The sequence below is a fragment of the Parasphingopyxis lamellibrachiae genome (assembly GCF_003385775.1).
Classification (GTDB): domain Bacteria; phylum Pseudomonadota; class Alphaproteobacteria; order Sphingomonadales; family Sphingomonadaceae; genus Parasphingopyxis; species Parasphingopyxis lamellibrachiae.
In genome coordinates this window covers 249,436-270,345 of record NZ_QRDP01000004.1, presented here as the reverse complement: position 1 = coordinate 270,345, position 20,910 = coordinate 249,436, and the positions used below count along the sequence as shown (strand labels likewise).

General features: G+C 60.9%; 22 protein-coding genes and 1 tRNA gene. 10 read left to right on the top strand and 13 right to left on the bottom strand.

The features are described from left to right. Positions 1-20: 20 nt before the first annotated feature. Positions 21-347 (bottom strand): chorismate mutase, encoded by a 327-nt coding sequence (locus DFR46_RS01420; RefSeq protein ID WP_116234835.1) that lies wholly within the window; start codon positions 345-347, stop codon positions 21-23. Positions 348-538: 191 nt separating this feature from the next. Here DFR46_RS01420 and rpsD point away from each other — a divergent pair, with 191 nt between their 5' ends. Then, positions 539-1,153 carry a 30S ribosomal protein S4 gene (gene rpsD, locus DFR46_RS01415; protein ID WP_116237081.1) on the top strand — a complete coding sequence of 205 codons (615 nt, stop codon included), beginning with the start codon at positions 539-541 and terminating at the stop codon, positions 1,151-1,153. 76 nt (positions 1,154-1,229) lie between these two features. On the opposite strand, the gene DFR46_RS01410 is transcribed toward rpsD, so the two are convergent. From DFR46_RS01410 to DFR46_RS01400, 3 genes are read right to left on the bottom strand one after another with little or no spacing between them, the layout of a single operon-like run. Then, on the bottom strand, positions 1,230-1,988 hold the full coding sequence (locus DFR46_RS01410; protein ID WP_162843374.1) for a methyltransferase: 759 nt from the start codon (positions 1,986-1,988) through the stop codon (positions 1,230-1,232). Next, the gene (locus DFR46_RS01405) at positions 1,985-3,124 is read right to left on the bottom strand and encodes a CgnE/CgnB domain-containing protein (RefSeq protein ID WP_116234833.1); all 1,140 of its coding nucleotides are present in this window, start codon (positions 3,122-3,124) and stop codon (positions 1,985-1,987) included. Before DFR46_RS01405 ends, DFR46_RS01410 begins: the two co-directional genes overlap by 4 nt. 11 nt (positions 3,125-3,135) lie before the next feature. Continuing rightward, positions 3,136-3,414: a hypothetical protein gene (locus DFR46_RS01400; protein WP_147297593.1), complete on the bottom strand. Its 279-nt coding sequence runs from the start codon at positions 3,412-3,414 to the stop codon at positions 3,136-3,138. 365 nt (positions 3,415-3,779) lie between these two features. Between DFR46_RS01400 and DFR46_RS01395 the strand changes: the two genes are divergently transcribed. From DFR46_RS01395 to DFR46_RS01380, 4 genes are all read left to right on the top strand, one after another. Next, positions 3,780-4,586, top strand: a complete 807-nt coding sequence (locus DFR46_RS01395; protein WP_162843373.1) for an acyl-CoA thioesterase — start codon at positions 3,780-3,782, stop codon at positions 4,584-4,586. An 81-nt stretch (positions 4,587-4,667) separates the two neighbouring features. Beyond that, on the top strand, positions 4,668-4,913 hold the full coding sequence (locus tag DFR46_RS01390) for a hypothetical protein (RefSeq protein WP_245953594.1): 246 nt from the start codon (positions 4,668-4,670) through the stop codon (positions 4,911-4,913). After that, positions 4,901-5,785 carry a fatty acid desaturase gene (locus tag DFR46_RS01385; RefSeq protein WP_211306357.1) on the top strand — a complete coding sequence of 295 codons (885 nt, stop codon included), beginning with the start codon at positions 4,901-4,903 and terminating at the stop codon, positions 5,783-5,785. The genes DFR46_RS01390 and DFR46_RS01385 overlap by 13 nt, the downstream gene beginning before the upstream one ends. 71 nt (positions 5,786-5,856) lie before the next feature. Further along, on the top strand, positions 5,857-7,995 hold the full coding sequence (locus tag DFR46_RS01380; RefSeq protein ID WP_116234830.1) for an acylase: 2,139 nt from the start codon (positions 5,857-5,859) through the stop codon (positions 7,993-7,995). 66 nt (positions 7,996-8,061) lie between these two features. On the opposite strand, the gene DFR46_RS01375 is transcribed toward DFR46_RS01380, so the two are convergent. The 3 genes from DFR46_RS01375 to DFR46_RS01365 form a co-directional block, all read right to left on the bottom strand. Continuing rightward, positions 8,062-8,691 carry a peroxiredoxin gene (locus DFR46_RS01375; protein ID WP_116234829.1) on the bottom strand — a complete coding sequence of 210 codons (630 nt, stop codon included), beginning with the start codon at positions 8,689-8,691 and terminating at the stop codon, positions 8,062-8,064. A 121-nt stretch (positions 8,692-8,812) separates the two neighbouring features. Then, positions 8,813-9,280 carry a YaiI/YqxD family protein gene (locus DFR46_RS01370; RefSeq protein ID WP_116234828.1) on the bottom strand — a complete coding sequence of 156 codons (468 nt, stop codon included), beginning with the start codon at positions 9,278-9,280 and terminating at the stop codon, positions 8,813-8,815. Continuing rightward, positions 9,277-11,253, bottom strand: coding sequence for an alpha/beta hydrolase family protein (locus DFR46_RS01365; protein WP_116234827.1), 1,977 nt, complete (start codon positions 11,251-11,253; stop codon positions 9,277-9,279). Before DFR46_RS01365 ends, DFR46_RS01370 begins: the two co-directional genes overlap by 4 nt. Before the next feature lie 115 nt (positions 11,254-11,368). Here DFR46_RS01365 and DFR46_RS01360 point away from each other — a divergent pair, with 115 nt between their 5' ends. From DFR46_RS01360 to DFR46_RS01350, 3 genes are all read left to right on the top strand, one after another. After that, positions 11,369-11,746, top strand: coding sequence for a YbaN family protein (locus DFR46_RS01360; protein WP_116234826.1), 378 nt, complete (start codon positions 11,369-11,371; stop codon positions 11,744-11,746). 166 nt (positions 11,747-11,912) lie between these two features. Continuing rightward, on the top strand, positions 11,913-13,541 hold the full coding sequence (locus DFR46_RS01355; protein ID WP_116237078.1) for a M28 family metallopeptidase: 1,629 nt from the start codon (positions 11,913-11,915) through the stop codon (positions 13,539-13,541). Positions 13,542-13,563: 22 nt separating this feature from the next. After that, positions 13,564-14,484 (top strand): class I SAM-dependent methyltransferase, encoded by a 921-nt coding sequence (locus DFR46_RS01350; RefSeq protein WP_116234825.1) that lies wholly within the window; start codon positions 13,564-13,566, stop codon positions 14,482-14,484. 16 nt (positions 14,485-14,500) lie between these two features. On the opposite strand, the gene DFR46_RS01345 is transcribed toward DFR46_RS01350, so the two are convergent. Continuing rightward, entirely contained in the window at positions 14,501-15,160 is a 660-nt protein-coding gene (locus DFR46_RS01345) for a uracil-DNA glycosylase (RefSeq protein WP_116234824.1), read from the bottom strand. Between the two features lie 23 nt (positions 15,161-15,183). On the opposite strand from DFR46_RS01345, the gene folK reads away from it, so the two are divergent. Continuing rightward, positions 15,184-15,687 carry a 2-amino-4-hydroxy-6-hydroxymethyldihydropteridine diphosphokinase gene (gene folK / locus DFR46_RS01340; protein WP_116237077.1) on the top strand — a complete coding sequence of 168 codons (504 nt, stop codon included), beginning with the start codon at positions 15,184-15,186 and terminating at the stop codon, positions 15,685-15,687. A gap of 16 nt (positions 15,688-15,703) precedes the next feature. Further along, positions 15,704-15,779, top strand: a tRNA-Lys gene (locus DFR46_RS01335). Between the two features lie 68 nt (positions 15,780-15,847). Here DFR46_RS01335 and DFR46_RS01330 read toward each other — a convergent pair. The 5 genes from DFR46_RS01330 to gcvPA all read right to left on the bottom strand — a co-directional run bounded on the left by DFR46_RS01330 (position 15,848) and on the right by gcvPA (position 20,885). Then, positions 15,848-16,183: a PilZ domain-containing protein gene (locus DFR46_RS01330; protein ID WP_162843372.1), complete on the bottom strand. Its 336-nt coding sequence runs from the start codon at positions 16,181-16,183 to the stop codon at positions 15,848-15,850. A 146-nt stretch (positions 16,184-16,329) separates the two neighbouring features. Further along, a complete protein-coding gene (locus tag DFR46_RS01325; RefSeq protein ID WP_116234822.1) occupies positions 16,330-16,980 on the bottom strand; it encodes a DUF938 domain-containing protein in 651 nt (216 codons plus the stop codon). Next, on the bottom strand, positions 16,967-17,920 hold the full coding sequence (locus DFR46_RS01320; protein WP_245953592.1) for a bile acid:sodium symporter family protein: 954 nt from the start codon (positions 17,918-17,920) through the stop codon (positions 16,967-16,969). The genes DFR46_RS01325 and DFR46_RS01320 overlap by 14 nt, the downstream gene beginning before the upstream one ends. A 38-nt stretch (positions 17,921-17,958) precedes the next feature. Then, a complete protein-coding gene (gene gcvPB, locus DFR46_RS01315; protein WP_116234820.1) occupies positions 17,959-19,521 on the bottom strand; it encodes an aminomethyl-transferring glycine dehydrogenase subunit GcvPB in 1,563 nt (520 codons plus the stop codon). Then, on the bottom strand, positions 19,518-20,885 hold the full coding sequence (gcvPA, locus tag DFR46_RS01310; RefSeq protein ID WP_116234819.1) for an aminomethyl-transferring glycine dehydrogenase subunit GcvPA: 1,368 nt from the start codon (positions 20,883-20,885) through the stop codon (positions 19,518-19,520). The genes gcvPB and gcvPA overlap by 4 nt, the downstream gene beginning before the upstream one ends. Positions 20,886-20,910 lie beyond the last annotated feature (25 nt).

Below are 20,910 nucleotides of genomic sequence, written 5' to 3'. Positions count from 1 at the left end.
TGTTCTCGGCCGACGGATAGCTAGCCGCGAGTCTCATCATACCGGATCAGTTCATAGGCAATCGAGTTCTCGACCAGCATCTCCCAAAGCGCAGCCGCCAACGGCACGGGAACGCCGAGTTCGGATGCCCGGGCCTTCACATTGGCGATCACCTGGGCCTTACGGTCTTCGTCGCGCACCGTTTCGCGACCCGGCTTGATCCGCGCCGCTGCGTCCATATAGCCGAAACGCCGCGCCATCAGCGCAACCAGTGCCCGGTCGATCGTGTCGACGCCATCGCGCACCTCGGCCATGGTTTGGCAATTGGCCGGATCGACGGTGTCGTCAACTGTCTTGATATCACTCATGCCAGCGTCTCTAACCCGTGCGCAGCGAATGTCGAGATGCCAACCAATTTCCTTGACTTTCCGTCTCTCACCCGCCAGATGCCCGCTTCGCAATTGGCCCCGCACCCCGGTGAAGTGGTGGCCGCATCATGCAGACCGGCATGGTGGTGCGTTCCGGGAATCGTAAAACAAGCGAATTGGAGACACGCATCATGTCAAAGCGTAAAAGTGCAAAATACAAACTCGACCGCCGGATGGGCGAGAACATCTGGGGTCGTCCAAAAAGCCCGGTAAACCGCCGCGAATATGGCCCCGGCCAGCATGGCCAGCGCCGCAAGGGCAAACTTTCCGACTTCGGTATCCAGTTGCGCGCCAAGCAGAAGCTCAAGGGCTATTATGGCGACATCACCGAAAAGCAGTTCCGTCGCGCCTATAAAGAAGCAAGCGCGATGAAGGGGGATACCTCGCAGAACCTTATTGGCATTCTCGAGCAGCGCCTCGACATGATCGTCTACCGCGCGAAATTCGCACCGACGATTTTCGCTGCGCGCCAGCTCGTCAACCATGGCCATGTCCGGGTGAATGGCGAGAAGTGCAATATCCCCTCGCGCAAGATCATGGTCGGCGAGGAAATCACGCTGCGGGCCAAGGCACAGGAAATGGCCCTGGTTCTCGAAGCCCAGAGCCTCAACGAGCGCGACATTCCGGAATATGTCGTGCCGGACGGCACCTCGAAGGTTGTCTTCACGCGCATCCCGACACTCGACGAAGTTCCCTATCCGGTAACAATGGAACCGAACCTCGTTGTCGAATTCTATTCGCGTTAGAAAACGATTCGATATCTTTACAAAAAGGGCGGCCAGATGGTCGCCCTTTTTCGTTCCGGCTGCCGCTCCCGGACCTTCAGTCGATCTTGCGCGCAATCAGATGATAGCAGCGGGCGACCTGGCGATAGGGATCGCGCGCGCCCGCCAGCCATTCGGCTTCGACGACATGCCCGGGCTCTTCCGCTTCGACCGGCCCCTCGAGATGATCGGTGAAAATGCCGATACCGCGCCAGCCGAGCAAGCTCAGGCCGTGCCGTTCGAACAGTGCGGTTACCGTCTCGCGCGAGTGATCGACACTCGCGGCATAGCGGGCGGATGATTTTTCACCGCACGCCAATGTCTCTACTGCTTCTGCCCAGCGGCCCTGCAAACCCGGCCGCATCGCCAGTGCGGCAGGATTGACCCCGATGACCGAAACGGCCCCACCGGGCCGTGCCAGCGCCGCCAGGGCCGCGATCAGGGATGCCGGTTCCGCCTCATACATGATAACACTGTGACAGCAGACGAGATTGTAACCGACGCCATGGGCAGCAGCCTCTTCTCCCGTACCGGCGATCAGGTCGACACGTGCCGAAATTTCGGAAGGCAGCGCCTCCAAAGCTCGTCGTGCCGCCGCAATCATGGCAGGATCGGTATCGACCAGCTTCACCCGGTGACCCAGTCGCGCCAGGGCAATCGCCATGCGCCCGTCCCCGCCACCAACATCGATTGTCCGCGCGTCTGCATCGGGCAGATATTCTGTCAGCGCCTTTAGAGCGAGGGTCGCGGTGAGGGTCCCGCCCGAAGCGATAAAGGCAGCCGCCAGCGCTCTGGATTGCTGCTGCCAGTAGTTCACCCGGTCGATTGCTGTTCGGCTTCCGCGGCGCAGGCGAGCATACCGCAGCAATCCTCCTCGGAAATGTCCAGCGCATCGGGGGAAAAAACATCTTCGTCGCGCGTCTGAGTGGGATGCGGTGCCATGGACGGGACGACATTCTCCAAGTCGATCGGCACCGGATCGTCATCGACATAGACGAGCCCGCCCGAGGCGATCAGATCGAAATGGATCGGGCATTGATAGCCAACGGCCCCCGGCCCCTGATTATGCTGTCCCAGCCCGAGATGGACGCCGGGACGCCGCTCGTTGATGTGGGAGTTCATCGCTATCGGCCGGTCGATGCACCAGTTGGTTCCAAATCCGAGTTCGCCGACATTGGATGCGCATTGCCGAACAAGACAGTCTTCGACAAAAGCCCGCATGTCGGGATCCTCACAGGAAAAATCGTTAACACGGCCCTCCTCGATGGACAGACGCACCGGCGCCCGGTCAAGGCGCGCATCCCGGGACGTGATCATGTTGATATTGAATGCAAAGTCGGCAACGTGCACGCCTGAAATCGCGGCTGGGAAAGTCGCCACCTCGCCGGCGGGCAGGATTGTGACGCCGCCCGGCCGAGCCCGCCCGCGGTTGCTTATCCAGCGATAACGCTCTGAATCAATCGCGATCTCGAGATCGCTGCCGCCGCGCGTTTTCACCCGCAAATGGCTGGCACCGACGAACCGCTCGAGCAAACTTGCATTGCGCTGCGACAGTTGATCGGGCGACGCGTTCAGCGCCTGGGCGAACAGCGCTTCGCTCGCGCTGATCGACCGGAACATCAGCAGGCGGTTCGGGTCATATCGGGCCAACGCTTCCGTCAGCGCCACTGTATGGGAAAATGTATCGCGTTCAAAGGTCAACAGGATCAGGCGGCCCGCCAGGCTATCGGGAGAAGGCAAAACGGCTTCCAGCCGGTCCCGGAAACCCGGATCGTTGAGCGGCGCCATCCAGAGCCGGTCGAAGCGGACATCGCGCATCTCGAGCGCGGCGGAAACCAGTGCGGCGCTGCGGTGGCTGTCGCTCGTATAGAGCAGAAGGACGCGATCCGCTGCCCGCAACCCGACATAATCGTCGAGCAGCGCCTCAACGCCCTTCCAGATCCGGTCATCCATATCGCGTCCCGCTACTTCTTCTCGGCTTCAAGGCTGCGGACGGCAGCATCGGCAGTGCTGTATGAGATGCTCCAGGCCGAGGCCGGATTCGCCAAACCGGGGCGGGCCGCGATTTTCGCGTCGGTAGTGCTATAGCTGATCGACCATGCTTCCTGCGGGGAGTCGGTCATCTCCTTGAGCGAGGCGGCAAGATCGCCGACGGAGAAGCCATTTTCCCCAGTCTTCATTTCGCTCATCACTTCCGCCGAGACGCGGTCGACAATTTCCCGCATTTCCTTTGCACTAGCCATGATATTTCTCCTCTCAATGTGCAGTATCGATGTTGCGCCGTCATTTGCTGATCGTGGCTGGCAACAGGCGAACCGAGCGCGAAGATTAACATCGTCCAGCAGGCCGCCGAACCACAACCTGATCGAATTCGGTGCAATTGAGGTCCATCCGGGGTGCATTTCGAGAAGTAGTCTTCTGTCCTGATGAAGGAGGATCGCCTGCCCTGCGCTGGATAGCAGGAAAGGAAATGTCCGATACTGTCTGCGACGTGGTGGCCCCGGCAGGCGCAGGCACGCCGCGAGAAGGAAATATTTGCTGCGCCAAAGGCACAGCCATTTGTGTTCGAAAATTTGCGTTCCTACAGCAGGGCATGATGGAGACGCGAATGCACCATATACTGGACGAAGAAACGACACTTACGGCGCGGGGTAACGGCGTCTATTCCCGACCGGTCTCCACGGTTTTCTGGAATATGCAAAGCGCCTTTGGCGGCTGGGCGCTGGCCCTGGCGATGGAAGCTGTAAAAGCCCATGCCCATCCGGAATCGGAGCTTTCGAGCGTCAACGCCATATTCCTCGAGGCGATCGGCGCGGGCGAGATATTCGTCGAGGTGCACACGCTGAGCCAGCGGAAGCGAACCGGGTTCTTTCGTGTCGAGATGCATAAAGGCGGACTCGAAGGCGACCTGCTTTTCAGCGCCGACTTCGTCCTGTCGCAGCGACCGGAAACAAGGCTTGCCTATACCGCGACGATGCCCGACATCGCCGCACCCGACAAAGCCGCGGCATTGGCCTTTCCGCCTGGAACGGGGCCACGCTGGTTCGGCCACTATGATCAGCGGATCGCCGTCGGCAAACCCTTTACCGTCCAGGAAAACCCTGCAAGCGCGGTCTGGATGCGAGAAGGGGACGGGCGGCCGCTCGATAGTAAGGGGCTGGTCGCGATGTCGGATGTACCGATGCCCCGATCCTTCTTTCTCCATGACACTCTCGTCTTCAGCTCGACGGTATCTTACTCGCTCTATAATTTCGCAACCGAAAGCGAATTGCAGGCTATCGGCAACGCGCATGTGCTGGTGGAAAGCGACAGCGAATATGTCCGCAAGGGCACCGCCGACCAGCGGGCGCGGATATGGTCGCAGACCGGCAGCCTGTTGGCCGTGACCAGCCAAATCGCGTTTTTCCGCGAGTAAACGCCCCAAAAACAAACATCCGAAACGGATAATTGTCTTGTTAGGCAGTTATTTAGCAATATCGTCTATTAGTGATCTTTATTGGATACCAGCCAGACGGATGATCGCAACGAGACCATGCTTATCGCAAGTATCAGATGGTGTTTTTACTTCGGCCCGATTTTGTTCGGCCTGTTGTTCATTCCGCCCGTAACGGCACAGATCCTGACGATTTTGGGATGGACTCCGCCGATGGGACTGACACCGCTAGCGGCGGGTTTCATCCTTGGCGGCAGCTGGGGCCTTTATGCCCAATGGCGAGGGAGTTGGCTGACATGGCGTCTCTAGTCGAAGCACCACCCCAGACGGCAGTCCGGACGAAGTCGCTCATGCAGCGTGAACAGGACATTGCCCATCGCTATATGGGAGGAACGCCCTGGGCGATGATAGTGTGGGGCCTTGGCAATCTGGCCGTTTGGCTGGCGCTCTGGCCGGCTGTTTTTCTTGGCTATTTGCCGCTTTGGGCGGGATTTCTGATTGCAACGGCCAACATCATCCTGTGCTATTTGCCATCGCATGAGGCCCAACACGACATCATCGCACGGCCCGGCACGACGCTTCGCTGGCTGAACGAACTCGTCGGACATCTTTCGACGATCCCGTTGGTGCTGCCCTATCGCGTGGCGCGTTTGACCCATCTCGAGCATCACAGACATACCAACGAGCCGGACCGTGATCCCGATTATTCCATGCGCGCCAACGGGCCGCTGCACATGGTCTGGGTCAGTCTTGTGAACCGGCAGCCGCGATCCAAGCGCGGCCTGCGCGGGTACAGCGAAGTGCTGCACAGGATCGGGCGTAACGATGTAGCTGTGGATGGAGCGCTTTTCCAGATCGCCTTTTACAGCGTGCTTTGCGGCTGCGCATGGGCGGGTTTCGGCATCGAGGCGCTGTTGCTCTGGTGGCTGCCCCGTCATATCGCCACCGCCTATATCCAGTTCTTTCTAAGCTGGGCGCCGCATCACCCTGCCCAGGCCACCGGCCGCTATCGCAGCACCCGCGCATGGCGCAGCAAACTGGGTAATATCGGATCGATGGGGATGCAGTTTCATATCGTCCATCATCTTCATCCCACAATCCCTCTGACGCGCACCCCCGCGGCCTTTCGCGAGATGCGGCCGATACTGGAAGCGCGCGGCTGCCGGATCGACGGGCTGTAGGAAGCCGCGCTTGATCTCTGTCCTCCCACCGCCGATGACTGTCACTGTCATCTGGGGGACGGACGAAAAGCATGAAGACACTGGCGAAGATCCTGGGCGTCATAGCAATCGCCCTTCTGCTTGCAGCGGGCGTCAACGCCCTTCTCAACAGCCGGTGGTACGCATCCAAGCAGAACATATCGGCACCCGAGACGCGTTATGACGCCATCGTCCGGAGGGACAGTCGCGGTGTGCCGCATATATTGGGGCAAACCGATGCCGATGCCGCCTTCGGCCTCGCCTATGCACATTCCGAAGACGATTTCTTCACCATCCAGGAATTGATCGCGACATCACGCGGTCGGATGGGCGAACTGACCGGTCAGGAAGGCGCGGCCCAGGATTATGTCTGGCACCTGTTCAATGTTCGCGCCGATGTCGATGCCGGCTATGCGACGGAAATATCGCCCGAGGCGCGAGCGGTTATCGAAGCCTATGCCGACGGGCTCAACCTCTATGCCTCCGAACATCCGGACGAGGTAAGGCTGCGCGGCCTGTTTCCAGTCACTGGCCATGATATTGCCACCGGCTTTGCCTTCACCTCCCCCTTCTTTTACGGCATCGACCGGACGCTCGGCGCGCTGGCCGCAGGCGAAGACCCACCCCGCGCCGGCGAACGGGCAAATGAACGGGGTTCTAACGCATTTGCCGTCGCCCCTTCGCGAGATCCCGACGGCGCGACCAAACTGATCGTCAACTCGCATCAGCCATGGACCGGACCGGTCGCCTGGTATGAGGCGCATGTCACCAGCGCCGAGGGGCTGGACATGATCGGCGGGTTGTTTCCCGGCGCGCCTGTCCCGCTGGTCGGCCACAATCGCACACTGGGTTGGGCGAACACCGTCAATCGCCCTGATCTGGTGGATGTTTATGAACTCACGCTCGATGAGGCTGGAGACCGTTATCGCTACGACGGAGAATGGCGCGATCTGGAAAGCCGCCGGATATGGCTGCATGTTCGCATGGGACCATTTGTCATTCCCGTCCCGCGCACCGTTCATCGCTCGGTCCATGGGCCGGTCATGATCAACGACAATGGCGCTTTTGCGATCCGCTATGCCGGGATTGGCGAGATCCGGCAGGTCGAGCAATATTACCGTCTGACCCGCGCCGAAACCTTTGAAGAATGGCAGCAAGTCATGCGCATGCAGGCCATCCCTGCGACCAATTTCATCTATGCCGATGCCCAGGGCCATATCGCACGTTTCTATAACGCGCGCTTCCCGGATCGGGCAGAGGGGTACGACTGGCGCGGCGTTCTGCCCGGTGACACGAGCCAGAACGTCTGGACCGCCAATGCGCCTTTCGAAGCCATCCCGTTCCTGATCGACCCGCCCTCGGGCTTTGTTTTCGACTCCAACAACACGCCCTGGGTCGCAACGGCGCCGGCCGACAATCTCGATCCCGCAGACTATTCCGCCTTGCTGGGCATCGAAACCAACGAAACAAACCGGATGCTGCGGATCGTGGAGCTGATCGCCGATCTCGACGCGATCGGCTGGCCGGAGCTGCGGCGGATCAAATATGACACCGGCTATTCCCGCCAATCCGCAGCCGGCGAGTATCTGCGACGTATTGCCGCACTGAACTTGGAAGCAGGAATCCTTTCGGACGCACAGCAGCTCCTCGCCCGGTGGGACTGGACTCTGGATGACGAGGGCAGTGCCGACGCCCTGGCGGCTGCGGTGCTGCGCTCGGTCATGATGAACGCCTATCGCGGAGACCCCCTGCCCGATCCCCGGGAAACTCTTACGGCCGCTGTCGCCTTCCTACAGGATCATCACGGCCGGATCGACCCGCCGCTCAGTGCAGTGCTGCGCCTGAGACGCGGCGATGTGGACCTGGCCGTGACCGGCGGTCCCGATGCCTTGCGCGCCATTTACTGGGGAGAGCCGGAAGACGGCGTGTTCGTCGGCAATGCGGGGGACAGTTTCATCATGGAAATCACTTGGGACAATGACGGGCAGGTAAGTTCCCGCACCGTGCACCAGTTCGGCGCCGCAACGACCAGGCCGGGCTCGCGCCACTATGCCGACCAGGCGCCGATGTTTGTAGCGATGGAAATGAAGCCGAGCTGGTTCCACGCCGAGGAGCTCGAACCCAATATCGTCTGCCGCTATCGCCCCGGAGAAGGCACACCGACTGAGCCGGACGCTCCTTGCTCACGATAGTACCAGGCAGCGCGCTGGAGTAATCGGACAGCGCGCTGGCGGCCTTTCTGCCTCTTGGAGTTTTCCTCAGTTCACATCGGTCAGGCGGAGGTAGGACCGCAGTTCGTCCCATCCCTGCGGAAACAGCTTCTCCGCTTCCTCATTCGTGATCGACGGCGGGATGATCACCCTGTCGCCTGGGCGCCAGTCAGCCGGCGTGGCGATACGCTTTTCGTCGCCAAGCTGGAGTGCGTCGATCACCCGCAGAATCTCGTCGAAATTGCGCCCAACGCTCATCGGATAGGTCATCGTCAGACGGATTTTCTTCTGCGGATCGATGATGAATACGGAGCGCACTGCCGCCGTATCGCTCTCGCTCGGATGAATCATGTCGTAGAGCTTTGCGATCGTGCAATCTGGATCGGCGACGATCGGAAATTGAAGGTCGGTATTCTGGGTGTCGTTCACATCGGAAATCCAGGAACGATGCTCCTCGGCGGTATCGGTGGATAGCCCGAGCGGCTTGGTGTTGCGGGCAGCAAAATCCCCGGAAAGCTGGGATGTCCTGCCCATTTCCGTGGTGCAAACCGGCGTAAAATCGGCCGGGTGGCTGAAGAAAAACACCCAGCTATCGCCAGCCCATTCATGGAAGCTGATTTCACCGATAGTGCTGTCAACGGTAAAGTCGGGTGCGGTGTCGCCAATATGCAGGGACATGATCGTTGCTCCTCAAATGCAAGGCCCGTCGGGCCGGAAATCGTGATTGATCGTCTGATAGGCCTAATGCGCCAATCGATCACTCCGTATTCTTACATATGGCACAGTTCCATGTTCCTGTTCAGCGTTTCGCGTTCCGCCCCAGCTTCACCAGAATCTGGTCGAGCGCGGACAGGAAGCGCGACCGGTCTGCCTTGGTAAAAGGCGGTGGGCCGCCAATCGCGTCCCCACCTGCCCGCAGATCCGCCATGATCGCCCGGGTTGCGACGGCAGCCCCTATGGAATTGGCGGTAAAGGGCTTGCCGTTCGGGGCGATCACAGCTGCCCCTGCCTTGATGCAGCGATCGGCCAACAGGATATCCGCCGTTATCACGACAGAGCCCGGATTGGCGCGTTCGGCGATCCAGTCATCCGCAGCATCGAACCCGTCGCCGACCACCTCGCGCGTGATCAGAGGATGATCCGGCACCCGCAAATGACTGTTGCTGACGATCGTGACCGGCACCTCCATCCGATATGCAACCCGGTAGATTTCCTCTTTGACCGGGCAGGCATCGGCGTCGACAAGAATATGGGGCGCGTCCGTCAAAGCCCGAGAGCTTCGCGCAAAAACGCGTCGCTGCGTTCCAGCATCTGGGCGCGCACCGCGGAGTCGCGAAGGCCATGATCGAGGCCTTCGTAGACGATCAGCTCGCTGCTGTTTCCCGCATCGCCCAGTCGGTCATGCATCCGGCGCGACTGACCGATATCGACATTGATGTCCTGATCACCGTGGAAGAGCAGCACCGGGGCGGCCACCCGATCGGCATGGCGCGCCGGCGATCCGGCGACCAGATGCGGACCAGAACCAAGATATTCGGAGACATTGCGCCCGTTCGAAAAAGCCATGGAATCCTGACGCAAGGCGGGCAGATCGGTCACCGGGGCGATAGCAACAATCGCTTTGAACAGCCCGGGCTCATGTACGCCCGATTGTAGTGCCGCATATCCGCCATAGGACCAGCCGACGGCGGCCAGCCGGTCGGCATTGGCGATGCCCTCTGACACAAGCCAGCGCGCGCCATCATTGACATCGCCGACCGCTGTTTCCCAGCTCTGGAAGCCATTGGTGACGAGCCAGCCGTCACCATAGCCATAGGAGCCGCGGAAGTTGGGTTGCAGAACCGCATAGCCCTGATGTGCATAGAATTGCGCAAGCCAGTCGAACCGCAATACGCTCCGGGACTCAGGGCCGCCATGTGGCATCACGATAGCAGGAAGCCCCGTTTCGCCGCCGCCTGGCGGCAGTGTGAGATAGCCGGGGATCATCGTTCCATCGGCTGCCGGGTAGCGTATCGGCCGAACCGTGGCGAGTTGCACGCCTTCCAGTTGGGGACGCGCCAGCAAAATCTCGTTCAACGCGCCAGCCGCCTTGTCGAATACATAGAAGCGGCCCGGCTCTGTATCGCTGCTTGCCTGGACCAACAGCCGCGATTCATCGTCGCTGGCGCCCAGGAAGGTGATGTTCGGATTGCCCGGCAACGCGCTGCTCAGCGCGCTGTGCAGGGCCTGATATTCAGGGTCGAAATATTCGACGACGCTTTCATCTTCGGAATAGCCGACACCGATTACCCGCTGGCGTCGGCCAAGCCGCGCTAGCCTGCCTACATCCACCCTAGGATGTGCAAAGACCAGTTCGCGATCCAGCGTTTCGTTCAAAGTGATGCGATACAAGGCATCGCGGCCGTCGAGTCGTTCGAAACCATAAACGGCGTTCAAATCGCGATCGACGGCGATGGGATAGAAGCCGGTGTTTTCAAGGCCGTCATAGCTGCCGAAATCATGCCACTCGTCGCTACCCTGTAGCCGATAATAATAGTTTGTCGTCGACCCGGCCATACCGGTCGCGCCGCGGATGGAACCGGTCGCCCTCATCCGCACCGTGCCATGCCCGTCGGTCAGATAGCGGACATTGAGCCGTTCCGGGGGTTCTACGCTGTCGATGCTGCCGGTCCGGGTATTGATGCGGACAGCCGCAAGACCCTCCCGCCGGTCAACGATCCGCGTGGCACCGCGATAGGCCTCCGGCACATAAACCCGGCTCATCATCACCGTCTCATCGTCTTCGGGAAGCCAGTCGATGATTTCGCCGTCGAATTGCCGGTTGTTGCGAAAGGCATTGTCGCGCTGCCCCAGCGTCCGCGCGTCCGAAGCATCGTCGTTGACTGCAAAAAGCCGCGTTATCGGGTAGATCTGCCGGGGATCCTGAACCATCGCGTAAATTGAACAGACCAAGCGCTCTTCGTTGACGAAACGGCACCAGTTGAACTCCATCGGATCACCATCGGTCATGGTCACCAGGCTTGGCGAGGTGCTACCGACATCCGCCACATAGGCGTAAGTTTCTTCACCCGATCCGGCGCTCAGATACACGACCCGGTTGCCGCTGGGCGACAGGGCAATGGAAGTCACAGCCGGGCGCTGGCCAAAGGCCTCGGCGGGGTTTTCCAGTGCCTGCGCTCCTGCCGGAGCGGCGGCGAGAAGAAGTCCGGCGCAGGCTATGCCTGAGAGTGTTTTGATCATGATTTGCCCCGCTAAGTATCTGTAATGGTTTGCCGTCTTTTCGCTATATCCAGCTCGCCCCCCAAAAAAAAGTCACAGGCGAAAAAACCGGTTCATCCCGTGATATGACACACCAATGGACAAGCGCCTTGGCATCCGACTCTTCTGGCTTGTTATCGGCGTTGTCTCCCTGGGTTTGGGGGCCGCAGGCGCAATCCTTCCTCTTCTGCCGACGACACCATTTCTGCTGGTCGCAGCCTTTGCTTTTGCGCGGTCATCGCCAAGGCTGGCGGCCTGGCTCGACGCCCATCGGCAGTTTGGGCCGCTGATCAGGAACTGGCGCGACCATGGCGCGATCAGCCGCCGCGCCAAAATCGCTGCGATGAGTGTTATATTGCTCACTCCAGTCTTGAGCCTGGTGCTAGGGTTTGCCGGATGGATCATCGCCGTCCAGATCGTCGTCCTTTCGATTGTTGCGACATTCATCCTGACCCGTCCAGACGGATCCGCGTAAAGCCGCGATCATAGCAGCCCGAGCTTTTCGGTTGCCGAACCGGCAGTTCGGTGGGTAGTTAACCGTAACAATCGCCCAAGGGTAATGGCGATCATGAACCGGAGAGAATATTGTGAAATTCCGTAAGACCCTACCGCTCACCCTGCTCCTGCTGAGCGCCACCTCCATGCCAACGGGTGCCGCAGCGTTCAGCGAAACCTCCGAACCGGCTGCAGCTGCACCCGCCATCTCGCTCGACACGCTGCGCGGCTTGACCGAAACTCTCTCTTCCGACGAATTCGAAGGCCGGGCGCCGGGAACCCGCGGCGAAGAACTGACCGTCAACCTGCTCGCCGAGCGGTTCGCGGCGGCGGGACTCCAGCCCGGCAACAGCGGTAGCTGGTTCCAGGATGTACCGCTCGTCGAGGTCACGGCCGATCCGGCCACTACCGCCCTGTCCTATACGGCCAATGGAGAAACGACCGCCCTCTCCTATGGCAGCGAGATGGTCATCGGTACCCGGCGCGTCGTGCCGACAATCGATGTCGAGAATGCCGAACTCGTTTTCGTCGGCTATGGAATAAACGCGCCCGAGCGCGGATGGAACGATTATGACGGCCTCGACATGACGGGGAGGATCGCGGTCATTCTCGTCAACGATCCCGACTATCAGACAATGACAAATGAGGGCCTCTTCGAAGGCCGGGCCATGACCTATTATGGCCGCTGGACATATAAATATGAAGAAGCCGCGCGCCAGGGCGCCGCCGGTGCGATCATCGTCCATGAAACGGAGCCGGCCGCCTATGGCTGGAATGTCGTGGAAAGCAGCTGGTCTGGCCCCCAGCTCAACATGGATGCCGCCGACAACCATATGGACCGTTCCGCAATCGAAGGTTGGGTAACCAATGACGCGGCACGGGCGATGCTCGCCGCCGCCGGGCAGGACCTTGATACGCTATCGGATGCCGCGCGCCAGCCCGGCTTTGCGGCCGTCCCGCTGGGAATCACCGCCAGCGCCCATCTCGACAACAGTATCCGGCGCGAAGCCTCTCGCAATGTCGTCGCGATCCTGCCGGGCAGCGAACGGCCGGATGAATATGTCATCCATACCGCGCATTGGGATCATCTGGGCCGCTGCACCCCTGCGCCGGACGGCGACGATATCTGCAATGGTGCGCTGGACAACGCGACCGGCACAGCCGGTCTGGTGGCCCTTGCCGAAGCGCATGCCGCCGCCGGAGCGCCCGCCCGCTCACTGGTCTTCCTTGCAGTCACCGCCGAGGAGTCGGGCCTTCTTGGATCGGCTTATTATGGCAACAATCCGGTCGTCCCGGCTGCACAAACCGTCGGCGGGATCAATATGGATGGGCTGAATATCGTAGGTCCGGCCAACAATGTCGTTGTCGTCGGTTACGGCAAGTCGGAGCTCGAAGCCTATCTGGAACGGGCCGCTGCCGCCCAGGGACGGCGCGTCGAACCCGAAACCTCGCCCGAACGTGGATCCTTCTTCCGTTCCGATCATTTCTCCCTCGCCCGGGTCGGCATCCCGATGCTCTATGCCTCGAGCGGCGAAGATCTGGTCGATGGAGGCGCAGAGGCCGGCAGCGCTGCAGTAATGGACTATATCGTCAATCACTATCACGGCCCATCCGATGAATATGATCCCAATTGGGACTGGACCGGTGCCGTCCAGGATCTGCAACTCTATTTCGCCATCGGCCGCGAACTGGCCGAAACAACCGAATGGCCAAACTGGAATCCGAGCGCCGAATTCCGAGCGGCGCGCGATGCCTCGCGCCCTTCGTCCGACTAGCCCCAACCGATAGGAACCTCTCATGAAACATGCCGTCGCAATGCTGATCGCAACCGCCGCCATCTCCACGCCTGCCGCCGCTTTTCAGGAAACGCAGGAGCAGCCCACGGTCCTCGACCGGATACTCGATCGTGTTCTCGGGCCCGTGGAACAAGCGGAAGCTGAAGAACCGGCGACCGCTCCGGAAGCCACAAGCGCGATCGAAATCGTCCTGGCTGAAAGCTTCCGCGATCAGGATCGCGTACGGGATCGCTATCGCCGCCCGGAGGCAACGCTCGATTTCTTCCGGGTAGAGCCGACCATGACCGTCGCCGAATTTGCTCCAGGCGGCGGCTGGTACAGCCGTGTGCTCGCCCCGCTGATCGCCGGCCAGGGCCGATATCTGGCGGTCAATACCGACACGTCCGGGCGCCAACTGGACACCGCGCAGCGTGCCCGCGCCGAAAGCTGGCCGCAGCGTTTTGCCGCAAGCGTCGAAGGTTGGACCGGCGTACCGGCAGCGTCCGTCACGGCATTCGAAAGCGATGAAATACCCGATGGTCTGGCGGGGACGGTAGACCGTATCCTGATTTTCCGGTCCATCCACGGCCTGCGCAACGGCAATATCGCCGACAGCGAATTGCGAAACCTGCGCGACCTGCTTGCCGATAACGGCCTGGTCGGCGTCGTCCAGCACCGGGCTCCGGCGAGCGAAACCTGGACGCGCTCGAACGGCACGCGTGGCTATATGAAGCAAGCCGATGTGATCGCTCTCTTCCGTCTCAACGGATTCGAACTGGTTGAAAGTTCCGAGATCAATGCAAATCCCAATGATCCGGCGCACTGGGAGGACGGCGTCTGGACGCTTCCGCCAACCCTTCGCAATGGCCAGCAAAACCGGGATCGCTATGTCGCGATTGGGGAAAGCGACCGGATGACCCTGCTGTTCCGCAAGGTACAGTAAGGGCTTCAGCCTTCCATCAGACTTGTTCGCAGTGCTGGCTCACGGCCTGCTCAAATATAGCGGCGAACATCGCATCGGTTAGCCGGCCCGTATTCTGGTTATAGCGCGAGCAGTGATAGCTATCGATGAGGAGCGGGCCATCGGGCATCCGGTGCTGCGCGCCATGGACGAACTTGTAATGCGCCGGCTTTTCGCCATAGGCGCGCACGATCGACCCATGGGCCACCGTGCCCAAGGCAATAATCGTCTTCAACCTTGGCAACCGGTTCAGCGCTGCAACCAGAAATTGACGGCAGTTGTGGATTTCCCCGGTCGTCGGTTTATTCTGCGGCGGCAGGCAGCGTACTGCATTGATGATGATCGCACCCTGCAGCGAAAGCCCATCATCGGCCCGCCCGTCATACTCTCCCCGCGCCAGTCCGACCTTGCCTAGGGTTTTAAACAGCAGTCCGCCGGCATGATCGCCGGTAAAGGGACGTCCGGTACGGTTGGCGCCCGTAAGCCCCGGTGCCAGCCCTATAACGGCCAGCCAGGCAGCGGGATCGCCAAATGACGGAACCGGCGCGTTAAACCAGCCGGGATGGGCGCGCTGTTGTTCCTCCCGAAATCCGGCAAGCCGGGGGCACAGGATACAATCGGAAGGCGGTTCGGCATTATCGGTGCTGGCATCGGTCATGCCGCTGGGATAGGCGGATGGCCATGGCGGAGACAAGCTATCTGATCGGACTCGGCTCAAACCGCTATCGCGGCGGGCCGCCGCGCCGGATTGTTGCTGCGGCAATCGATACGCTGGTCGCCCATGATCTTTCCATCATCGCCAGTTCTTCCATCGTGGAGACGCCGCCGCTTGGTCCGGGTCACCGCAACTATGCCAATGCCGCCATTCTCGTCGAAACCCGACTTGCGCCCGGTGAGTTGCTCGCATTGTGCAAGACCGTCGAAGCGCAGTTCGGCCGGCGCGGGGGGAAGCGGTGGGGCGATCGCAGCCTCGATCTCGATCTGCTGCTCTGGTCCGGGGGGTGCTGGGCCGGACCGGCTCTCACCCTGCCCCATCCGGCACTCGCGAAACGCAAATTCGTGCTCGGTCCGCTCGCGGAAATCGCGCCAGACTGGCGCCACCCGATCACCGGATTGACCATCCGCCAGCATTATCATCATGTGCAGCGCAACATGCCGGTTGACCGCAGCCCGAACCATCCCTAATTCCGCCGCGGTGGTTGGGCCCTTAGCTCAGTTGGTAGAGCAACTGACTTTTAATCAGTAGGTCGCTGGTTCGAACCCAGCAGGGCTCACCACCTTTTTCTTTTCTGCGGCGAATCAAACGGCGCCACTCTGCGAGTTGATCGCGGGCATCGGGCCTGGCTTAGCGCCGATGGGTAAAGCCGGGGCGTTTATAGTCGGTCACGGGCTGGAACCGGGATGCAACCGAGAAACGTTCCGGCGCATGCGTTATGGGTGCATTGGTCATTTCCAGCCGGTCGAGATCGATAGCCTTGTCGAACTCCATACCGAATTTCTTGCCGTCCACCCAGGCGATACGACCGCGAACCGGGCCGATACCGTTGAGGATGATGACGAGGTTTTGCCCCGGCTTTATCGCGATATCGGTGACGCCGCCCAGTCCCCGGGCGGACAGATTGCGAACACGCGCATCTCCCCGACCGCCGCTCTCATTGTGCAGCGGCGTTTTGGTGAGCAATGACTTTCGTTTTGCCCGGTCGCATGTCCCCCCCTGAGAATCGCAACTCATGTCAAATCCTTGCGGTGACAGTTACAGTGATTTCAGGTTGGGTATCGTATAGCTCAAGAAGGTAAAAATATCGGAAAGCCGGGAAAATGCAGCGTCTAGCCCGTTTTCCGGAATATCACTGAAATATTGTTGGCCGGCATGTCGATCGTCTCGGTCCGGGCAAGCCCATGTGAATGCGCCTCGTTTTCAACCTCTTCAAGGTGACGAAGGCCCCATTGCGGGTTTCTGGATCGCAGCGACCGGTCGAACGCCTCATTGCTTGGCGCTGTTGTTCGACCGGCCATGCGAAACGGTCCGTACAGGTAGAGTGGCTCTCCGGGGGCAAGCAGCCGCCCTGCCCCGGCCAGCAAACCCATAGTGGCGGCCCAGGGGCTGATATGGATCATGTTGATGCACAATATCGCCGCGATATCCTCAACCGGCCACTGGCTCGTGGATGCATCCAGATCGATAGGGTCGGCAACATTGTGCAGTACATTCTCTTTCAACCACGCGGTGATCGATACGCGGCAGGCCGGATCGGGATCGCTCGGCTGCCAGTCGAGTTCCGGCAGCATCCTGGCGAAATGCAGGATATGCTCACCCGAGCCGCTGGCGATTTCGAGAACCGTTCCGCTGTGCGGCAGTTCGCGAGCCAGGACGGCCGCGATTGCATCCCGGTTGCGCGCGGTCGCGGGCGCATGTTTTTTCGCTTGCGACCCCCATTCGCCGCTTACCCATGGCTTGGAGTTTTTATTCCGGGCCATCACTGTCACCGGTTTCGATGGGCTGCCGACGCCAGACTGCCGCAAGGAAGCTGCCGATCACGACATGATAGACGGCGGAAATCGCGCTTGGCACCGGCGCGAGCGCCGCCTGCATCGGCGCCGAGAACTGGGCGGCGAAAGCGGGCGTCGAGGCCAGGCTGGAGCCCAGGCCGCTGTTCTGCATGCCCACTTCGATGCTGATCGTCCGGCGTTCGGTAACGCCGAAGCCCAGGGCGCGCGTGATCCCGTAACCGAGCCCGAACCCGAAGACATGGAGGAAAAGCACGGCAAGGAGCAGGACACCGAAATGCATCTCGATCAGTGGCTTGGACGCAGCGATGATACCGCCGACGATAAGCACGACGACAAGAACGGACGCCAGCGGCGATACGACTGCGATCCTGGCCGTCGCTCGCGAGAAATAGCGGTTCAGCAGCACGCCCGCGACGACCGGAACGAGAACGATGGAAACCATGTTCACAAACAGGTTCCACTGATCGATCTCGACATATTTGCCGGCCAGCCAGCCGGTCAGCAGCGGGGTTGCTACAACAGCCACCAGGGTCGACGCCATCGTCATGGTGACCGAGAGCGCAAGATTGGCGCGCGCCAGATAGGCGACGACGTTGGAGGCTGTGCCGCCGGGGCAGCAGGCAACGAGGATCAGGCCCACGGCAAGCCCCGTTTCCAGGCCAAAACCGATGGCGATCGCGATGCCGGCCAGCGGCATGACCGTAAACTGGAGCGCAACGCCCGCCGCAATGCATTTGGGGATGCGCGCGATCCTGCGGAAATCGTCGAACGAAAGAGTGAGCCCCATGCCGAGCATGATGACGCCCAAAAGCACGCTCACGAGCGGCTGTCCGACAGGCCGGAACCGACCGTCCACCACCCAGAGGAAATGATCGGGGACGAACCAGGCCCAGGCGGTGCCCAGCACCGTCCAGAGCGCGAAGAGATTGGTGAGCCGCTGTATGATTATTCGGCGGCCTCTGCCTGTTCCGGTTCCTTCCAGACCAGCACCGGCTTGCGCGCCGCCGCGGTTTCGTCAAGCCTTCGGCGCGGTGCATGGAAAGGCGCCTGATGCATCGATGGATCCCCGGCCTTGGCCCGCGCGACAATGGATCGGAGCGCGCCGATAAACTGGTCGAGCGTTTCCTTGCTCTCGGTCTCGGTCGGCTCGATCAGCATCGCGCCATGGACGACAAGCGGGAAATACATCGTCATCGGGTGATAGCCCTCGTCGATCAGCGCCTTGGCCAGATCGAGCGTGGTGAACCCTTCGGCGAAACCCTTGTCGGAGAACAGCGCCTCATGCATGCAGGGGCCGCCTTTCCCGAACGGCGCCTCCAGAACATCGTCAAGGCTGCGCAGGATATAATTGGCATTCAGCACCGCATCTTCGGCCACCTGTTTCAGGCCGTCGGCGCCATGGCTCATCATGTAAGCAAGCGCCCTGGTGAACATGCCCATCTGTCCATGGAAAGCGACCATCCGGCCGAAGCTGGAGGCATGATGGTCCTCAGCGGTTTCTTCCTCGATCAATATATAGTGATCGCCCTGCTTTTCGACGAAGGGCAGCGGCGCAAAGGGTGCCAGCGCCTCGGAGAATACCACGGGCCCGGACCCCGGACCGCCGCCGCCATGCGGCGTGGAGAAAGTCTTGTGCAGATTGATGTGCATGGCATCGATGCCAAGATCGCCGGGTCGCACGCGGCCGACAATGGCGTTGAAATTGGCGCCGTCGCAATAGACGAGTCCGCCCGCCGCATGCACGGCGTCCGAAATCCGTTTCATGTCCGGTTCGAACAGGCCGCAGGTATTGGGATTGGTGATCATCACCCCGGCAACATCGGGCCCCAGCCGTGCTTCCAGGGCTGCAAGATCGACGCGCCCTTCCGGTGTCGCCGGAATGTCTTCCACCTTGTAGCCCGCGAACGCCGCAGTCGCGGGGTTGGTGCCATGTGCGCTTTCCGGAACGAGAATCACTTCGCGGGCATCGCCGCGCGCTTCGAGCGCCGAACGGATGGCGAGAACGCCGCACAGCTCGCCATGCGCGCCGGCCTTGGGGCTCATCGCCACTGCGGGCATGCCGGTGAGCTTACACAACCACTCGCCGAGCGTATGGATCAGCTCGAAAGCGCCGCCCACCGTATCGACCGGCTGCAACGGATGGATATCGGCAAAGCCCGGCATCCGGGCCACTTTTTCGTTCAATCGCGGATTATGCTTCATCGTGCACGAGCCGAGCGGAAAGAGTCCCAGATCGATCGCATAATTCTGGCGACTGAGCCGCGTATAGTGGCGCACAGCCTGAGGTTCGGAGAGGCCGGCCAGCCCGATTTCCCTGTTCCGGTCCAGTCCGCCAAGACGGCTGCGTACCGCGGGCGGCGTTTCTACATCGACACCCGTCGAGGCCGTCGTGCCGATTTCGAAGATCAGCGCCTCTTCCAGCATCAACGCCTTGTTGCCGGTCCAGCTTTCGGCAACGGCATCTGCGGGTTCCGGCCGGGTCGGGCGGCCTTCGCTGTTCATGTTCATGCCAGCACCTCCTCGAGCGCCGCCGCAAAGGCCGCGATATCCTCGTCGCTATTGGTTTCGGTGACGGCGACGACGAGGCCGCGATCCAGCCCCTCGCCGTCGGGATAAAGACGGCCCAGCGAAACACCGGCCAAAATCATGCGGTCCGCCAGTGCGCGGGCGACTTGCCGGGCATCTTGCGGCAACCGCAGGACGAATTCGTTGAAGAAACTGCCATTGACCAGATCAATGCCGTCGATCTGCGCCAGCCGCTCGGCCGCCTGCACCGCGCGCGCGTGGTTGAGCGCGGCAAGGTTACGCAGCCCTTTCTCACCCAGCAAGGTCATATGAACCGAGAAAGCCAGCGCACAGAGCCCTGAATTGGTGCAGATATTCGACGTCGCCTTTTCGCGGCGGATATGTTGTTCGCGGGTCGATAGCGTCAGCACAAAGCCGCGCTGACCCGCTGCATCAACGGTTTCCCCGGCCAGCCGGCCCGGCATCTGGCGGACATGCTTCTCGCGGCAGGCGAACAGCCCGACATAGGGCCCGCCAAAATTCAGACCGACGCCCAGCGACTGACCTTCGCCGACAACGATGTCGGCCCCCATCTCTCCGGGGCTGCGGATTGCGCCCAGCGCAACCGGCTCGGTTACAACCGCGATCAACAGCGCCTTTTTCGCATGGCAGCGCTCAGCAAGCTCCGAAAGATCGTCGATATGGCCTAGGACATTGGGATACTGCACGACCACCGCGCTCGTCTCGCCATCAATTCCGGCCAGCAATCGCGCCATATCGTCGCCCGGCGCACCGTCGGTCAGTTCGGGCAGCGCGACATCGAGAGCATCCTTGGTGAAACGCGCCATGGTCTGACACACGGCAACATAATGCGGATGAACGCCCGCAGAGATAATGGCCTTGCTGCGCCGCGTGATGCGTCGCGCCATGACAATTGCCTCCCAACAGGCGGTGGAACCGTCATACATGGAGGCATTGGCAACGTCGCAGCCATAGAGCCGGGCCACCTGGGTCTGGAATTCGAAAAGAGCCTGCAGCGTCCCTTGCGCGATCTCTGGCTGGTACGGCGTATAGCTGGTCAGAAACTCGCCGCGCTGGATTAGATGGTCGACCGATGCCGGAATATGATGGCGATAGGCCCCGCAACCCAGGAAGAAGGGCACATCGGCGGCAGAAACATTCTTCCGCGCCATCGCCCCCAAATCTCTTTCGACAGCGAGTTCGGTCGCATGATCGGGAAGGCCGTGGACCGGACCGTCGAGTCGGGCTTCTTCCGGCACATCGGCAAAAAGTGCGTCGACATCGCGCGCGCCGATCTTTGCGAGCATCGCCGCGCGATCGGCAGGTTCAAGGGGCAGGTAACGCATTGCTATTCTCCCCCCTCCCGTTTTC

Coding starts and splice junctions, on each gene's coding strand:
- DFR46_RS01420 (WP_116234835.1), bottom strand. CDS start 347: ATGAGTGATATCAAGACAGTTGACGACACCGTCGATCCGGCCAATTGC.
- rpsD (WP_116237081.1), top strand. CDS start 539: ATGTCAAAGCGTAAAAGTGCAAAATACAAACTCGACCGCCGGATGGGC.
- DFR46_RS01405 (WP_116234833.1), bottom strand. CDS start 3,124: ATGGATGACCGGATCTGGAAGGGCGTTGAGGCGCTGCTCGACGATTAT.
- DFR46_RS01400 (WP_147297593.1), bottom strand. CDS start 3,414: ATGGCTAGTGCAAAGGAAATGCGGGAAATTGTCGACCGCGTCTCGGCG.
- DFR46_RS01395 (WP_162843373.1), top strand. CDS start 3,780: ATGCACCATATACTGGACGAAGAAACGACACTTACGGCGCGGGGTAAC.
- DFR46_RS01385 (WP_211306357.1), top strand. CDS start 4,901: ATGGCGTCTCTAGTCGAAGCACCACCCCAGACGGCAGTCCGGACGAAG.
- DFR46_RS01380 (WP_116234830.1), top strand. CDS start 5,857: ATGAAGACACTGGCGAAGATCCTGGGCGTCATAGCAATCGCCCTTCTG.
- DFR46_RS01375 (WP_116234829.1), bottom strand. CDS start 8,691: ATGTCCCTGCATATTGGCGACACCGCACCCGACTTTACCGTTGACAGC.
- DFR46_RS01365 (WP_116234827.1), bottom strand. CDS start 11,253: ATGATCAAAACACTCTCAGGCATAGCCTGCGCCGGACTTCTTCTCGCC.
- DFR46_RS01360 (WP_116234826.1), top strand. CDS start 11,369: ATGGACAAGCGCCTTGGCATCCGACTCTTCTGGCTTGTTATCGGCGTT.
- DFR46_RS01355 (WP_116237078.1), top strand. CDS start 11,913: ATGCCAACGGGTGCCGCAGCGTTCAGCGAAACCTCCGAACCGGCTGCA.
- DFR46_RS01350 (WP_116234825.1), top strand. CDS start 13,564: ATGAAACATGCCGTCGCAATGCTGATCGCAACCGCCGCCATCTCCACG.
- DFR46_RS01345 (WP_116234824.1), bottom strand. CDS start 15,160: ATGACCGATGCCAGCACCGATAATGCCGAACCGCCTTCCGATTGTATC.
- folK (WP_116237077.1), top strand. CDS start 15,184: ATGGCGGAGACAAGCTATCTGATCGGACTCGGCTCAAACCGCTATCGC.
- DFR46_RS01325 (WP_116234822.1), bottom strand. CDS start 16,980: ATGGCCCGGAATAAAAACTCCAAGCCATGGGTAAGCGGCGAATGGGGG.
- gcvPB (WP_116234820.1), bottom strand. CDS start 19,521: ATGAACATGAACAGCGAAGGCCGCCCGACCCGGCCGGAACCCGCAGAT.
- gcvPA (WP_116234819.1), bottom strand. CDS start 20,885: ATGCGTTACCTGCCCCTTGAACCTGCCGATCGCGCGGCGATGCTCGCA.